15 protein-coding genes, 1 tRNA gene and 1 pseudogene are annotated in these 14,362 nt (G+C 60.8%); 11 read left to right on the top strand and 6 right to left on the bottom strand.

What is annotated here, in order from left to right; genetic code table 11:
• The first annotated feature begins 106 nt into the window (after positions 1–106).
• The 3 genes and pseudogenes from tpiA to pyrG all read left to right on the top strand — a co-directional run bounded on the left by tpiA (position 107) and on the right by pyrG (position 3,040).
• Positions 107–868 (top strand): triose-phosphate isomerase, encoded by a 762-nt coding sequence (tpiA, locus tag DVR09_RS10120; protein WP_115416818.1) that lies wholly within the window; start codon positions 107–109, stop codon positions 866–868.
• 78 nt (positions 869–946) lie between these two features.
• Positions 947–1,303, top strand: a complete 357-nt coding sequence (gene secG, locus DVR09_RS10115; RefSeq protein WP_115416817.1) for a preprotein translocase subunit SecG — start codon at positions 947–949, stop codon at positions 1,301–1,303.
• Between the two features lie 104 nt (positions 1,304–1,407).
• A pseudogene (gene pyrG / locus DVR09_RS10110) lies at positions 1,408–3,040 on the top strand (CTP synthase).
• A gap of 325 nt (positions 3,041–3,365) precedes the next feature.
• Here the strand turns inward: pyrG and DVR09_RS10105 are convergent.
• A complete protein-coding gene (locus DVR09_RS10105) occupies positions 3,366–3,839 on the bottom strand; it encodes an Hsp20 family protein (protein ID WP_115417893.1) in 474 nt (157 codons plus the stop codon).
• 166 nt (positions 3,840–4,005) lie between these two features.
• Here DVR09_RS10105 and grxC point away from each other — a divergent pair, with 166 nt between their 5' ends.
• The 4 genes from grxC (at position 4,006) to DVR09_RS10085 (ending at position 5,674) form a co-directional block, all read left to right on the top strand.
• Entirely contained in the window at positions 4,006–4,269 is a 264-nt protein-coding gene (gene grxC, locus DVR09_RS10100; protein WP_115416816.1) for a glutaredoxin 3, read from the top strand.
• Positions 4,270–5,088: a carbon-nitrogen hydrolase family protein gene (locus DVR09_RS10095; protein WP_115416815.1), complete on the top strand. Its 819-nt coding sequence runs from the start codon at positions 4,270–4,272 to the stop codon at positions 5,086–5,088.
• A 9-nt stretch (positions 5,089–5,097) separates the two neighbouring features.
• On the top strand, positions 5,098–5,559 hold the full coding sequence (locus tag DVR09_RS10090) for a DUF1178 family protein (RefSeq protein ID WP_115416814.1): 462 nt from the start codon (positions 5,098–5,100) through the stop codon (positions 5,557–5,559).
• Positions 5,560–5,597: 38 nt separating this feature from the next.
• Positions 5,598–5,674, top strand: a tRNA-Arg gene (locus DVR09_RS10085).
• Between the two features lie 77 nt (positions 5,675–5,751).
• On the opposite strand, the gene DVR09_RS10080 is transcribed toward DVR09_RS10085, so the two are convergent.
• From DVR09_RS10080 to hppD, 5 genes are read right to left on the bottom strand one after another with little or no spacing between them, the layout of a single operon-like run.
• Positions 5,752–6,930 (bottom strand): MFS transporter, encoded by a 1,179-nt coding sequence (locus tag DVR09_RS10080; RefSeq protein ID WP_115416813.1) that lies wholly within the window; start codon positions 6,928–6,930, stop codon positions 5,752–5,754.
• On the bottom strand, positions 6,927–7,841 hold the full coding sequence (locus DVR09_RS10075) for a haloalkane dehalogenase (protein ID WP_115416812.1): 915 nt from the start codon (positions 7,839–7,841) through the stop codon (positions 6,927–6,929). The genes DVR09_RS10080 and DVR09_RS10075 overlap by 4 nt, the downstream gene beginning before the upstream one ends.
• 48 nt (positions 7,842–7,889) lie before the next feature.
• Entirely contained in the window at positions 7,890–8,816 is a 927-nt protein-coding gene (locus DVR09_RS10070; RefSeq protein ID WP_115416811.1) for a mechanosensitive ion channel family protein, read from the bottom strand.
• A 57-nt stretch (positions 8,817–8,873) separates the two neighbouring features.
• Positions 8,874–9,455 carry a VOC family protein gene (locus tag DVR09_RS10065; RefSeq protein ID WP_115416810.1) on the bottom strand — a complete coding sequence of 194 codons (582 nt, stop codon included), beginning with the start codon at positions 9,453–9,455 and terminating at the stop codon, positions 8,874–8,876.
• Positions 9,452–10,573 carry a 4-hydroxyphenylpyruvate dioxygenase gene (hppD, locus tag DVR09_RS10060; protein ID WP_115416809.1) on the bottom strand — a complete coding sequence of 374 codons (1,122 nt, stop codon included), beginning with the start codon at positions 10,571–10,573 and terminating at the stop codon, positions 9,452–9,454. The genes DVR09_RS10065 and hppD overlap by 4 nt, the downstream gene beginning before the upstream one ends.
• 219 nt (positions 10,574–10,792) lie before the next feature.
• Between hppD and DVR09_RS10055 the strand changes: the two genes are divergently transcribed.
• The 4 genes from DVR09_RS10055 to DVR09_RS10040 all read left to right on the top strand — a co-directional run bounded on the left by DVR09_RS10055 (position 10,793) and on the right by DVR09_RS10040 (position 14,334).
• Entirely contained in the window at positions 10,793–11,062 is a 270-nt protein-coding gene (locus DVR09_RS10055; protein WP_115417892.1) for an FtsB family cell division protein, read from the top strand.
• Positions 11,063–11,189: 127 nt separating this feature from the next.
• Positions 11,190–12,266, top strand: coding sequence for a pyruvate dehydrogenase (acetyl-transferring) E1 component subunit alpha (gene pdhA, locus DVR09_RS10050; RefSeq protein ID WP_115416808.1), 1,077 nt, complete (start codon positions 11,190–11,192; stop codon positions 12,264–12,266).
• Between the two features lie 3 nt (positions 12,267–12,269).
• The gene (locus DVR09_RS10045; protein WP_115416807.1) at positions 12,270–13,655 is read left to right on the top strand and encodes a pyruvate dehydrogenase complex E1 component subunit beta; all 1,386 of its coding nucleotides are present in this window, start codon (positions 12,270–12,272) and stop codon (positions 13,653–13,655) included.
• A 31-nt stretch (positions 13,656–13,686) separates the two neighbouring features.
• Positions 13,687–14,334: a hypothetical protein gene (locus DVR09_RS10040; protein WP_115416806.1), complete on the top strand. Its 648-nt coding sequence runs from the start codon at positions 13,687–13,689 to the stop codon at positions 14,332–14,334.
• The last annotated feature ends 28 nt before the right edge of the window (positions 14,335–14,362 follow it).

Here is a 14,362-nt window from a genome sequence, read left to right as displayed (position 1 = left end):
AACAGGTTGGAAAGGGTTTTGACGTGTGAAGAAACCTACTCTAGCGGAGCGCGAACAAGGCCCCATATAGCGGGCCATTCATTCAGACAATTCGCAGGACATACCCATGGCCGAACGGCCCTACATCGTCGGAAACTGGAAAATGAACGGCACGCGCGCAATGCTTTCCGAGGCGCGCGCGATCGACCGGGCTGCGCAGCGGTATATGAAGGTCGAAGTAGCCGTCGCGCCGCCTTACACACTGATTCACGCGGTGCACCGCGAAGCCGAGCAGATCGGCGTTGGCGCACAGGATTGCCATCCGGGTGCGGAAGGCGCGCACACCGGGGATATCAGCGCCTCGATGATCGCCGATGCGGGTGCCAAATTCGTAATTCTTGGCCATAGCGAGCGGCGCCAGGATCACGGCGAGACCGGAGAGCTGATCAATGCCAAGATCGAATCGGCGCTCGAATCCGGATTGCGGGTGATCCTGTGTTGCGGTGAAACGCTCGATACTCGCGATGCGGGGAAGGCCGAAAGCTACGTCCTGAAACAAATCGAAATTGCGCTGCCCCTGTTCGAAGATCCGGGTGAGCGCCTTACGATCGCCTATGAGCCCATCTGGGCCATCGGTACCGGGCGCACGGCCACAACCGACGATATCGCTTCGATGCATGGTGCGATCCGCGAGTTGCTCGTCAAAACCTATGGAGAGGAAGCTTCCGCGCAGGTCCGCATTCTGTATGGCGGGTCGGTCAAACCAGACAATGCGCGCGAAATCCTCGCCACGCCCGAAGTCGGCGGCGCACTCGTCGGCGGGGCGAGCCTGTCGGCCGAAAGTTTCCTGGGTATCGTTGTCGGCGCCTCGGAATCGGAAGAGGCCTGATCCCCGCAAGCTTGCCGTTTGCCACGCGTGCGCCTAGATGCGCGGTAGCCCAGCAATACCAGTTCCAAGAGTACTCGCATGTTTCTCTTCCTCACCGTCGTTCAGGCGATCGTCGCAGCCGCGCTAGTCGGTGTCATTCTGATGCAGCGTTCCGAAGGCGGCGGCCTGGGTATCGGCGGCAGCCCCTCGGGCATGCTCAGTGCGCGCGGTGCTGCGGATTTCCTCACCCGTTCAACCAAATGGCTGGCGATCCTGTTCGTGGTGCTCTCGATCGCCCTGGCTGCCGTGGCAGTCGATACGACCGGAGGGGACGCCATCGAATCCACGCTTGATCGCACTGTGGCTCCGGCTGCACCGGCCGATCCACTGGGTGCGGCGACCACCGGCGAGGAAGCGCCAGCAGGCGATGATCCGCTGGCCGACGTCACCCAATAGATCTCTTTACATCGCAGGCTTGTGGATTGTGCCGCGTTAGCGGCACGATGGTCATGTCTTTGCGCTTGCCCCGACTCAACTCTTCAGCTTAAGGCTCGACCCCCATGGCGCGGTATATCTTCATAACCGGCGGCGTGGTCTCCTCGCTTGGCAAAGGTCTCATGGCGGCATCGCTTGCTGCCCTCCTCCAGGCGCGTGGCTACAAGGTCCGTATTCGGAAATTCGACCCCTATCTCAACGTCGATCCGGGGACGATGTCTCCTTATCAGCACGGCGAGGTATACGTGACCGACGACGGGGCCGAGACCGATCTCGACCTCGGCCACTATGAACGCTTCACGGGCGTTTCGGCGCATCAGGGCGACAACATCACCTCGGGCCGCATCTATCAGGACATCATCGCCAAGGAGCGCCGCGGCGATTACCTCGGCGCGACGGTGCAGGTGGTTCCGCATGTGACCGACGAGATCAAGGCCTTCGCGCTGGCCGGGCAGGACGACCACGATTTCATTCTATGCGAAATCGGCGGCACGGTCGGCGATATCGAAGGTCTGCCCTTCATGGAAGCGATCCGTCAGCTTCGCAACGATCTGGAGCCATGGCAGACGCTGAGCGTGCATGTTACGCTGGTTCCCTACATCGCGGCGGCGGGTGAGCTGAAGACCAAACCGACCCAGCACTCGGTACGCGAACTCGCAAGCCTCGGTATCAAGCCCGACGTGCTGCTATGCCGCGCCGAACATCCCATTCCCGATGGCGAGCGCCAGAAGATCGCCAACTTCTGCAATGTTCGCAAGGAAGCGGTGATCCCGGCGCTCGATGCGCCGTCGATTTATTCGGTGCCATTGCAGTATCACGGCGAAGGCCTCGATACCGAGGTGCTGCGAGCCTTCGGAATCACCGACGCCCCCGATCCGGATCTTTCGCGCTGGTACGATGTGGTCGATCGCCATTCGAACCCCGAAGGTGAGGTGACCATCGGGTGGTGGGCAAGTATGTCGGCCTTCAGGATGCCTATAAATCGTTGAACGAGGCTCTGGTGCATGGGGCATGGCCCACCGCGTCAAGGTCAATCTGAAGTGGATCGACGCCGAGGTCTTCGAAGGTGAAGACGCCGAAATCGCCGCCAAACTCGAGCCGATGCACGGCATTCTGGTACCGGGAGGTTTCGGCGAGAGGGGGAGCGAGGGCAAGATTGCCGCAGTGCGTTTTGCCCGCGAACGCAAGGTACCATTTCTCGGCATCTGCCTGGGTATGCAGATGGCTTGTATCGAAGCCGCGCGCACGGCAGGTTTTGAGAAGGCTTCCTCCACCGAGTTCGGTGAGACCGAAGAGCCGGTCGTTGGCATCATTACCGAATGGATGACTGCGGAAGGGTTGCAGACCCGCGAAGCGGGAGGGGATCTTGGCGGCACCATGCGTCTGGGTGCTTATGATGCGGTCCTGACGGCGAATAGCCATGTGGCGAACATCTACGGAGGGGCGACGACGATCTCGGAGCGTCATCGTCATCGATATGAGGTCAATGGTGCCTATGTCGAACCGCTTGAAAAGCAGGGGCTGATCTTTTCCGGAATGTCGCCCGACGGGCTTCTCCCCGAAATCGTGGAACGACCCGACCACCCATGGTTCGTCGGGGTGCAGTTTCACCCCGAACTGAAATCCAAGCCGTTCGACCCGCATCCGCTTTTTGCCGGATTCGTTGGCGCGGCCCTGGAACAAGCTCGTTTGGTGTAGCACACCGCAAAATTGCGTATCTGCCTAAGTGGCTGGAATCGCGGAGTTGCGATCTTCAGGCGCTTGTAACGAGGCGACAAAATTCCCGTGCCTGAGATCCGCGGGTTTATCTTTTGATATAGATAATGCAGAATACACTTGTTTCCGCAGTCTTATGCGGAATTTTTGAGACATGCGCTTCGCTTGCAAGCGGTGGGGCTTGCCTCGATGACGGCTGTCTTCTGCGACCCGGACGGTCGATTTCGAGGTTAGGCGGCGTTAAACGTCGCGGGGGCGGAACCCAGTTCCGCCCCCTATCGTTTCAATAGAGTTGTGAGTGTCGGGTTCAGGCAGCCTTGCTGCCGTCTTCCCCGTCATCCTTCACCACTTCGAGCGGTTGCTGGCCGCCGATCGCGATCTTCTTGGGCCTCATCGCTTCGGGTACCTCGCGCACGAGATCGATGACGAGCAAGCCGTCGGCGAGATCGGCATTCGCCACACGGACGTAATCGGCCAGCTCGAAGCGGCGCTCGAAGCCGCGATTGGCGATGCCGACATGCAGCATTTCGCCGTCCGCAAGTTCGTCGCGCTTCTTACCGGTCACTACCAGCAGGTTCTGCTGTGCAACGATGTCGAGATCACCCTTGCGAAAGCCCGCGACGGCGAGCGTTATGCGATATTCGTCATCGCCGCGCCGCTCGATATTGAAGGGGGGGTAGTTGTCGCCACCGGCATTGCGTGCCTGACGTTCCATCAGGTCGAAAACACGATCGAATCCGACGGTGGAGCGACGAAAAGGGGTAAGGTCCATACGGTTCATCGAAACAAATCCTCTTATGAGCGATTCTATGGTGGCGGGGTCCGCATTCGGCACCCCGTCGCCGCCACACCCATAGTGGCGACGCATTCGAGATAGGCGCGCCATTTGGGCTTTCAAGAGCTGCCAGTGCGCACTAGATTTGCCTTTGAGATGTAAGGGACATTCAATGAACCAACCCCAAGTGGACATTTATACCAAGTTCGGCTGCGGATACTGTTTCCGTGCCAAGCGCCTGCTCGACCAGAAGGGGGTGGATTACAGCGAATTCGACATCACAATGGGCGGCCCCAAGCGCGAGGAAATGCTCCAGCGGGCACCCAATGCAATGACCGTTCCTCAGATTTTCATCGGCGACACGCATGTCGGTGGGTCGGACGAACTCGCCGCGCTCGAACGCGAGGGCAAGCTTGACGCGTTGTTGACTGCCTGAATGCCCAGGGTTGCCGTCCTTCAGATGACCTCTGGGATCGATCCAGAGGCCAATGCACATATGCTTGCCGATGCCGTAGAGCGAGCGGCGGGGCAGGGGGCGGCGATGCTGTTTACTCCCGAAATGTCTGGATTGCTCGATCGCGATCGGAAACGCGCGGCCGGCACGATATCGATCGAACAGGAGACACCCGCCCTCGCCATGGTCCGGGACGCGGCCAGCAGGGCTGAAATCTGGGTCTCTCTGGGATCACTGGCCGTGGCAACCGATGAAGGGCGCTGGGCTAATCGCGCATTCGTGATCGGTCCCCATGGGGAAATCGTGGCCCGCTACGATAAGATTCATATGTTCGATGTCGACCTTGCTAGCGGCGAAAGCTGGCGTGAGTCGAATGCCTACAAGCCGGGTGACGAGGTCGTGACCGTGGCCGACACACCCGTCGGAAAGCTGGGTCTATCGATTTGCTACGACATCCGGTTTCCGGCGTTGTTCGAGGCGCTCGGGCGGGCGCGTTGCGATTGTATTGCCATTCCCGCTGCTTTCACGGTTCCGACCGGCAGTGCCCACTGGCACGTACTCCAGCGTGCGCGGGCGATCGAGGCGAGCGCGTTTGTCGTTGCGGCGGCGCAGGTGGGCGAGCATGAGGATGGACGCCAAACCTACGGCCACAGTCTCGTCGTCGATCCCTGGGGTGAGGTGCTGCTCGATATCGGTGGGGAACAAGCCGGCTTGGAGTTCGCCGATATTGACCTTACCCGTATCGCTGCCGTGCGAGAGCAGGTACCAAGCCTTGCCAATCGCCGCGAAATCGCCAAATAGGCCGGCACGATGATCGTATTCGACCTTTCTTGTAGTGAGGGCCATCGGTTCGAAGGCTGGTTCGGCTCTTCCGACGATTATGCCGATCAGAAAGCCAAGGGGCTGTTGGCCTGCCCGGCATGTGGAAGTGCTGAAGTCGCCAAAGCGCCGATGGCGCCTTCCGTACCCGCGAAGGGTAGCATGCGCGAGCTAAGTGGCGGCGATGTCACCCAATTGGCGACAGGTGAAATGCCGACGGAGGTCAAAAAGGCGCTGGCGACTCTCGCCAAGGCTCAAACCAAGGCGCTCGAAAACAGCACCTGGGTGGGCGACGAGTTTGCCGAAAAAGCGCGCGAGATGCATTATGGCGAAGCCGACGAGGGGCCAATTCACGGACGCGCAACCCGCGACGAGGCGGAAGACATGCTTGCCGAGGGAATAGCCGTCGCTCCGCTTATTATGCCCGTTGCGCCGCCCGACGAACTCAACTGATTGCCACCTCGGTCCGAGCCGCTATACGAGGCTCCGGAGCGCCCGTAGCTCAGTCGGATAGAGCATCAGATTCCTAATCTGGGGGCCACAGGTTCGAATCCTGTCGGGCGCACCAAATTTACCTCGGATCGCTGGCAATCGTACGCAAATCTTCATCGCGTGGAGCGAAGTCTGGCAAGTATCCCGACGGCTTCACCGACCAAATCGACGCGCGGTCGCGGCGAGCGCGGTAAGTGTCACCGAGCACAGGCCGAGTAGGATGCAGGTCCCGGCCCAGCCATAGGCGTCATAAGCGGCAGTTCCGGCGTAGCTCCCGAGCCCGCCGCCGATGAACATAATCACGACATAAACGGTTGTCAGCCGCGTCCGGATCGCAGGGTCCAGCGCGAGAAATGTCATACGTCCAGTCACGTCCACTCCCGGCCCGACGAGGTTCGTGATGATAAGAGGTATAAGCAGGCCCCATAACGAACCACCGAGTGGCCACAGAAGGAGGATCCCCATGAATTGGATCATCGCGAATATGGTGCGGGCCTTGCGTGGACCGACATGATCCGCCCATCGCCCCAGTCGCGGCGTCGAGATGATGCTGACCGCCGCCAGACCTGCCAGATACCCTACCGTATCGGTGCCATATCCCATTTGCGGAGAGGTTAGGTAGAGCGCCAGTCCCAACCACACCGCAATGAACTGGGCGAAATTGAGGGCCTGGATCGCGCCCGACAGCAACACTTCCTTGTGTTTTCCAACAAGCGGGAAGACCGATAACAGCAGGTCTCGATAGGACTGGCGCCCCTCGGCGGAGCGTTCCCCGCCTTCCATCAACCGCGGCAAGGCGATGGTGACCGCCAGCATGAGCGTTGTCGCTATCCAGTACACGGCGCGCCAGCCGTACCGCTCGGAAACGACGCCCGCGCCGACACGGGCCACCAGAATACCAAGGATGATACCTGCTGCCAGCTTGGCGGTAACCTGCCCGAGCCGCTCCGGTGCCACGCGTTTGGAAGCGTAGGCGGGCAGGAGGTACGGGGCGATAGTGAAATAGCCCAGCAAGGTAGAGCCCAGCACGAAGAGAGAAAATCCTTCGGCCAGGGTCATGATGGCCAGTGACAGGGTCTGACCGGTCGCGAAGGCGATCGTCAGACGGCGGTTCGATATCCGGTCGCCCAGCGGGAGCAGCATGAAAATTCCGACTGCCAGCGCGAGCTGGTTGAGCGCGGGCACGAGCCCTATTCGCGCGTGGCTCACACCGAAATGGTCGGCGACATCGCCGATGATCGGATGGATGTAATAGGCATTGGCGGTCACCACCGCTGCCGCAATGGCAAGCGAGGTTTCCTGCGCGCCGGTCAGTCGCGCGGGCTGGTTCAAACCAGATGGCCCGCCTTGCGCGCCGTGTCGATTACGCCCTGCGCCAGCGCCTCGGGCTGGTCCTCCTGGCAGAAATGTCCGCAATTCGGCAGCGTTCGGTGGGGCTGGCCTTTCGCGCCGACAATGCGCTCGACCAGAAATTTTTCGCTGCCTTTGGTCACCGGATCGTCCTCGCCGAACAGGGTCAGGAAGGGCTTGTCGTAGGCTGCGAGCGACGGCCAGGCCCGCTTGTTGTCTTCAACGCCGGGCATGCCATCCTCGACCGGTACGAGCGCGGGGAAGGCGCGCGCGCCGGCCTTGGAAGGTTCGTCGGGGAAGGGGGCGTCGTAGGCGGCGATCTCGGTTTCGCTGCGCGGAGTGGCCGTGGCTCGGTCAAGCAGAGGGCCGATACGGAAATCGGGCGAGCTCCTTGCAAACTCGCGCCAGGCGAGAAAGGCTTGGCTGGGTGTGCCGCCGGCGGGCAGGAAGGTATTGCTGGCGACGACGCAGGCAAACAGGTCGGGGTCGTGTGCGACCATGCGCAGGCCGAGCAATCCGCCCCAGTCCTGGCAGAACAGCGCCGCCGGTCGCGGTTCGATCGCCGTGCGCCACTGTTTCAACCACGCGACATGGCGGGCATACGTGTAAAACCCGATATCGTCGGGCTTGTCGCTCTTTCCGAAGCCGATCAGATCGGGGGCGAGCACGCGGAAACCGGCGTCGACAAGGATCGGGATCATCTTGCGATAGAGGAACGACCAGCTCGGCTCGCCATGAAACAGCAGAACCGGCGGAGCATCTTTCGCCCCTTCGTCGACATAGTGCTGCCGGGCGGTCAGCCCGTCGCCAAGATCGACCTCGAACCAGTTTTCCGCGAAAGGATAGTCTGGAATGCCCGCAAAACGTTCCGCCGGCGTGCGCAGTATCTGCATCGGTCTCTCCTCCCAGGAGACCGTGCAACCCGGTCTCGATTCGAAACCTTAAGGCGTCTTGTGATCGGTGTCACCCAATTGGCCGAGAGGGACGGCCTCTTTGAAAGTGTGAGTGACATAGGGGAAGGGGATCTCGATCCCGGCATTGTCCAGCGCAGCCTTGATCGCGCGCACGACCTTGTCCTTGCTTTCCCAGCCGTCGCGAGGCGTCGAGCCCGCCCACCAGCGGACGAGAAAATCGACCGAACTCGAATTGAATTCCTGCGCGAAGATGTCGACGCCCTTGCTTGCGAGAACATCGTCGAGACCCTCGACCGCGCGGCGAATGACATCGGCGGCATGGTCGAGCTGGGTGTCGTAGGATACCCCGACGACGACTTCGTGCCGCCGCTGTTCCTTATCGGTGAAGATCTCGACCGGGTTCTTGAACAGGATCGAATTGGGGACGACCGACAGTTCGCCCGAAAGCTTGCGCACATGCGTTTCGCGCAGCGTGATGTGTTCGACCTTGCCGGTAATCCCTTCGCATTCGATCACATCGCCGATGCGCATTTTCTCGCGCACCATGATGAGCACGCCGGCCAGAAAGTTCTCGAAGATGTCCTGGAACGCGAAGCCGATCGCCACCGCACCGATACCCAGGCCTGCCAGCAAGCTGGCGGGCGTCATGCCTGGCATGACCACGATCAGCGCAATCATCAGCCCGACGATCCAGATCGCGAGGCGTACGATCGTGTCGATCAACTGTTTGAGGCTCGGACGGATTTCGGTGCCAGCGGTCAGCCGGTCGGCAATCCGGACGGCGAATTTGGCTATGATCCAGGTCAGCAGTAGAATGAACAGCGCGATGACGAGCCCGGGCACCGCGCGAACGAAGCCCTCGGCCATGTCGACCAACTGGTCCTGCAATGTGGAAAAGGTATTGACCGTCTGGTCGTAGGTTTCGCCGGCCGGCGTGGTTTGCGTGGCTTGCATGGAATTCCTCGGTTGTCCCGCACTCAACGGGACAACCGGAGGTGTGTTCCATGCCGGTTAACCCTTGGCTTTTTGGGCGTGTTCCTTGCGCGCGATCTCGTGCAGCCAGTCGGCATGGCGCGGCGCTTTCTTGGTTTCGCTCCATTCGTCGAGCATCAGCGGCGCGACACGTTTCAGTTCGGCATATTGCTCGTCGGTCCCGATGTCGGCGGCCAGTTCCACGCGGTGGCCGTTCGGATCGAAAAAGTAGATCGACTTGAAAATGCCGTGATGGGTTGGGCCGAGCACATCGATGCCGAGGCTTTCGATATGTTCCTTGGCGGAGAGCAGCTCTTCCTCGCTATTCACGCGAAATGCGAGATGCTGAACCCAGGCGGGCGTATTCTCGTCGCGGCCCATGTCCTTCTGGTTGGGCAGTTCGAAGAAGGCGAGGATGTTGCCGTTCCCAGCGTCGAGGAAGACGTGCATGTAGGGATCATAGGCGCCGGTCGAGGGCACATGATCCTCGGCAAAGGCAGTGGTATAATCCATGCCCAGTACCTTGCCGTACCATTCGACGGTCTCTTTCGCGTCCTTGCAGCGGTAAGCGGCGTGATGCACGCCGCCTAGTTTTACGGGGTGGTCTGCGACGTCGCTCATTCGGCAGGCTCCGCTTCGACCGTTTTGGCATCTTCGACCTGGAGAACGCCGCGACGCACTTGATCGCGCTCCATGCTTTCGAACAGGGCCTTGAAGTTTCCTTCGCCGAAGCCTTCGTCACCCTTGCGCTGAATGAATTCGAAGAACACCGGGCCAACCTGCGCTTCCGCGAAAATCTGCAACAGCAGACGCGGCTTGCCACCTTCGGTTGTGCCGTCGAGCAGGATGCCGCGCATCTTGAGCTCGTTTTCGTCCTCGCCATGGCCCGGAAGGCGTTCGGACAGCATTTCGTAATAGGTTTCCGGCGGAGCGGTCATGAAGGGGACACCGAGCTGCTTCAGATTGTCCCAGCATCCGACAAGGTCGTCGCAGATCAGCGCGATGTGCTGGATGCCTTCGCCGTTGAATTCGCGCAGGAACTCCTCGATCTGGCCCTTGCCGCCTTCGCCTTCTTCGTTGAGGGGTATACGAATCTTGCCATCCGGCGCGGTGAGGGCCTTCGAGGTCAGGCCGGTATACTCACCCTTGATGTCGAAGAAGCGGATTTCGCGGAAGTTGAAGAGCGTCTCGTAATAGTCCGCCCAATATTTCATGCGGCCATTGTAGACGTTGTGCGTCAGGTGATCGATTACGTTGAAACCGGCGCCGACCGGCCATTTCTCCACGCCGTCGAGATACTCGAAATCGATGTCGTAGATCGACAGGCCGTCGCCGTCCTGATCCGCATAGCGGTCGATCAGATAGACGATGGCGCCGCCAATCCCGCGGATAGCGGGAATGCGCAGTTCCATGGGGCCGGTCTCGACCGCAACCGGCTCGGCTCCGCGTTCGAGCAGCTCGGCATAGGCGTTTTTCGCATCGCGCACGCGGAAGCCCATGCCACAGGCCGACGGGCCGTGCTCGCGCGCGAAGAACCATGCTGCGCTTTTCGGTTCGTAGTTCAGAATCAGATTGATCTGGCCCTGACGCCACAGATGCACGTCTTTCGAACGGTGTGTGGCAACGTGGGTGAAGCCCATGGCTTCGAAAACAGGCTCGATGACACCCTTCTCAGGAGCGCAGAATTCAACGAATTCGAAGCCGTCGAGGCCGATGGGGTTTTCGAAGAGATCGGGCATTTCAGTCCTCTGGTCACGTGATTTGGTTTCAGGAGAAACTAGTTACACCTGCAACCGTATCGTGTCAAGAAAACGAACGAGGCAAGGCCATGCAGTGTTCCGCTGCTGCGGCGAAGCGGTTCCGGAGGAGAGAATTGCCTTGCGTGAAGGGGTTAACTGTGATTCTCTATCCCTATGCGGCGAACAAATTCCATGGCGGCGATTCAGCGGGCGAAGGCAATGCAGCATGCTGCACTGGCGGCGCTGCTCGTCATGGGAGGTCTGGCGATTGCTGGCCCTTCCGGCTTGCTCGCCTGGAGTGAGAATTTGCGCTTGTTGGACCAGCGCGAAGCACAGCTCGCTCAGCTTGAGGCAGAGCGTGAGGCGCTGGAAAATCGCGTCGCCTTGCTGCACCCCGATCATGCCGATCCGGATATGGTGGGCGAATTGCTGCGTAGCCAGCTAAATGTGGTCCATCCCGACGAAGTGGTGATCAAGCTCGAGGATTGACGGGGCGAAACCTTCGCTTTCCGTAAGGGTTTTTCGTATGCACCCGCGCTCTGCCGTTGCGCGAGGCCTGTGCCTGTGCCTATAGGCGCAACCGATATTCCTCCCCGGAAGTACAAGGACAAAAGTCTTGGCCAAAGCCCCTCGGAGCAAGAAAAAGCCCGCTCAGTCACCTGCTGAGGATACCGACTTCGTTCTCCATTCGTTGCAAGACGCACTGGAGAAGAAAAAGCGCTATGACGCGAGCCATGAGCAGATGCTTCACTTTTACGAGCAGATGCTGCTCATCAGACGGTTCGAGGAACGAGCCGGGCAGCTCTACGGGCTTGGTCTGATCGGCGGGTTCTGCCACCTCTACATTGGCCAGGAAGCCGTTGCCATTGGGCTCCAGTCGGCGCTCGACGGGGACAAGGACAGCGTCATCACCGGCTATCGCGACCATGGCCATATGCTTGCCTACGGCATCGATCCCAAGGTCATCATGGCCGAACTCACGGGACGCGAGGCGGGGATATCCAAGGGCAAGGGCGGGTCCATGCACATGTTCTCGACCGAACATAAGTTCTACGGCGGGCACGGCATCGTCGGCGCGCAGGTTGCGCTCGGCGGCGGACTCGCACTTGCGCACCAGTATAACAGCGATGGCGGTCTCTGCCTTGCCTATTTCGGCGATGGCGCGGCGAATCAGGGCCAGGTTTACGAGACCTTCAACATGGCGAGCCTGTGGAAGTTGCCGATCGTGTTCGTGGTCGAAAACAATCAGTACGCCATGGGCACAAGCACGGCACGGTCGAGCGCCGAAACCGAATTCTATCGCCGTGGCACCGCCTTCCGCATCCCGGGCATGGATGTGAATGGAATGGATGTTCTCGAAGTGCGTCAGGCGGCCGAAATCGCCTTCAAGCATGTGCGCGAGGGCAAGGGGCCTGTGCTCATGGAGTGCAACACCTATCGCTATCGCGGCCATTCCATGTCCGACCCGGCCAAATATCGCACCCGCGAGGAAGTGCAGGATGTGCGCGAACACAAGGACCCGATCGAAGGACTGAAGAAGGTGCTCCTCGAAAACGGTTCGACCGAGGACGAGCTCAAGGCAATCGACAAGGACATCCGCAAGACCGTGACCGAAGCCGCAGACTTTGCCGAGAATTCTCCCGAGCCGGACGCGTCCGAACTCTACACCGATGTCCTGGTGGAGGAGTATTGAGCCATGGCTATCGAATTGAAGATGCCCGCGCTGTCGCCCACCATGGAAGAGGGCACGCTTGCCAAGTGGCTCAAGGCCGAAGGTGACGAGATCGTTGCCGGTGACATCATCGCCGAGATCGAAACCGACAAGGCGACGATGGAGTTCGAGGCGGTCGATGAAGGTACGCTCGGCAAGATCATGGTCGAGGAGGGCACCGAAGGGGTGAAGGTCGGCACGGTCATCGCCATGCTTGCGGGCGAGGGCGAGGATGTTTCCGATATCGAGGCGCCTGCGGAAGCTGCTCCCGTCGAGGACGTTCCGGGTGAGGGTAAGGATGTCGGGCGCGAGCCGAGCGAAGCCGAAATCGCCAAACCCGCACGCAAGGTCGATGTGAAAGACCCCGAGGTCCCCGAAGGCACGTCCTTCGTTTCCACGACCGTGCGCGAGGCTCTGCGTGACGGCATGGCTGAAGAAATGCGCCAGGACGAACGCGTCTTCGTGATGGGCGAGGAAGTCGCGGAATATCAGGGCGCCTATAAGGTGACCCAGGGCTTGCTCGACGAGTTCGGCCCCAAGCGCGTGATCGATACGCCGATCACCGAATACGGTTTTGCCGGTATCGGAACGGGTGCGGCCATGGGCGGCCTGCGGCCGATCGTCGAGTTCATGACCTTCAACTTCGCCATGCAGGCGATCGACCACATCATCAATTCGGCGGCCAAGACCAATTATATGTCGGGTGGCCAGATGCGCTGCCCGGTGGTTTTCCGCGGCCCTAACGGCGCGGCGAGCCGCGTCGGCGCGCAGCACAGCCAGAACTACGGCCCGTGGTACGCCAGCGTTCCCGGCCTGATCGTCATCGCGCCCTATGACGCAGCCGATGCCAAGGGTCTGATGAAGGCCGCCATCCGCTGTGAGGACCCGGTGGTCTTCCTTGAGAACGAGCTGGTCTATGGTCGCAGCTTCGACGTTCCCGATGTCGACGACTACGTCCTGCCGATTGGCAAGGCGCGGATCATGCGCGAAGGTTCGGACGTCACCATCGTCGCCTATTCCATCGCTGTGGGCCTCGCGCTCGAAGCTGCCGAGGAACTGGCAGACGAAGGGATCGATGCCGAAGTCATCGACCTGCGCACGCTACGCCCGCTCGACAAGGAGGCGATCCTCACCTCGCTTGCCAAGACCAATCGCCTTGTGATTGCGGAAGAAGGCTGGCCGACCTGCTCGATCGCGGCAGAGGTGATGGCCATTTGCATGGAGGACGGTTTCGACCATCTCGATGCGCCGGTTCTTCGGGTGTGCGACGAGGATGTGCCGTTGCCCTATGCCGCCAATCTGGAAAAGCTCGCGCTGATCGACACGCCGCGCATCGTGAAGGCGGCGAAGAAGGTCTGCTATCGCGACTGACCCACAGGACAGTAGCGATGGCGCAACGGGCTTGCTGGACGAATGTCCAGAGGTTTCGCGCGTTGCCATTGCGAGCGTTCGCGACAAGCCCGAAATGTGGCTGGCAGCCTTCGCGCTGGACGGGCGGATCGGTCGCATGGTGCTAGGTGCCAGCGAGCCATTGCTGGGCCAGATGCGGCTCGCCTGGTGGCGCGATCAGTTCGGCCGGTCCGCTGCGGAGCGACCGCATGGTGATATCCTCCTCGATCTGATCGGCCGGACCTGGGAGGGGGCCGAAACCTCGCTTTTGGCGCTCGTCGATGGGTGGGAGGCGCTGCTCGCACCGCGACCGCTCGAGGCGTCTGCAATGGCTCGCTTCGTGGAGGGGCGGGAGAAGCTGGGCATCGGACTGGCGGAAGGTGCCGATGAAGCCTCAGCCAAGTCCGAGGCTGCGCGCGCGGGCAAGCTGTGGGCTCTGGCCGACCTCGCTGTTCGCGCACAAGACGATGGCGAACGGGCACAGGCGCTCGACCACGGACAGCGGCTCGCCGAACCAGCTCTGAGATTGCCGAGTTCCCTGCGACCACTCGCCGTTGTCGGAGGCCTTGCCCGGCGTTCGCTGCGTTCCGGGGGGCGTGAAATGCTGGGCGATCGACTCAGCCCTCTGGTAGCCTTGCGGTTGGGCCTGTTCGGACGTTAGTCTAAGTTCCGGCGGGATTAGGGGGATG

It is taken from the genome of Erythrobacter aureus, from assembly GCF_003355455.1.
Classification (GTDB): domain Bacteria; phylum Pseudomonadota; class Alphaproteobacteria; order Sphingomonadales; family Sphingomonadaceae; genus Qipengyuania; species Qipengyuania aurea.
The sequence above is the reverse complement of the archived record's forward strand: the minus strand, read 5'-3'. Positions and strand labels throughout refer to the sequence as shown.

What these genes read in the sequence shown, in the direction of transcription:
- tpiA (WP_115416818.1), top strand. Translation starts at nt 107, where the DNA reads ATGGCCGAACGGCCCTACATCGTCGGAAACTGGAAAATGAACGGCACG.
- secG (WP_115416817.1), top strand. Translation starts at nt 947, where the DNA reads ATGTTTCTCTTCCTCACCGTCGTTCAGGCGATCGTCGCAGCCGCGCTA.
- DVR09_RS10105 (WP_115417893.1), bottom strand. Translation starts at nt 3,839, where the DNA reads ATGAACCGTATGGACCTTACCCCTTTTCGTCGCTCCACCGTCGGATTC.
- grxC (WP_115416816.1), top strand. Translation starts at nt 4,006, where the DNA reads ATGAACCAACCCCAAGTGGACATTTATACCAAGTTCGGCTGCGGATAC.
- DVR09_RS10095 (WP_115416815.1), top strand. Translation starts at nt 4,270, where the DNA reads ATGCCCAGGGTTGCCGTCCTTCAGATGACCTCTGGGATCGATCCAGAG.
- DVR09_RS10090 (WP_115416814.1), top strand. Translation starts at nt 5,098, where the DNA reads ATGATCGTATTCGACCTTTCTTGTAGTGAGGGCCATCGGTTCGAAGGC.
- DVR09_RS10075 (WP_115416812.1), bottom strand. Translation starts at nt 7,841, where the DNA reads ATGCAGATACTGCGCACGCCGGCGGAACGTTTTGCGGGCATTCCAGAC.
- DVR09_RS10070 (WP_115416811.1), bottom strand. Translation starts at nt 8,816, where the DNA reads ATGCAAGCCACGCAAACCACGCCGGCCGGCGAAACCTACGACCAGACG.
- DVR09_RS10065 (WP_115416810.1), bottom strand. Translation starts at nt 9,455, where the DNA reads ATGAGCGACGTCGCAGACCACCCCGTAAAACTAGGCGGCGTGCATCAC.
- hppD (WP_115416809.1), bottom strand. Translation starts at nt 10,573, where the DNA reads ATGCCCGATCTCTTCGAAAACCCCATCGGCCTCGACGGCTTCGAATTC.
- DVR09_RS10055 (WP_115417892.1), top strand. Translation starts at nt 10,793, where the DNA reads ATGCAGCATGCTGCACTGGCGGCGCTGCTCGTCATGGGAGGTCTGGCG.
- DVR09_RS10045 (WP_115416807.1), top strand. Translation starts at nt 12,270, where the DNA reads ATGGCTATCGAATTGAAGATGCCCGCGCTGTCGCCCACCATGGAAGAG.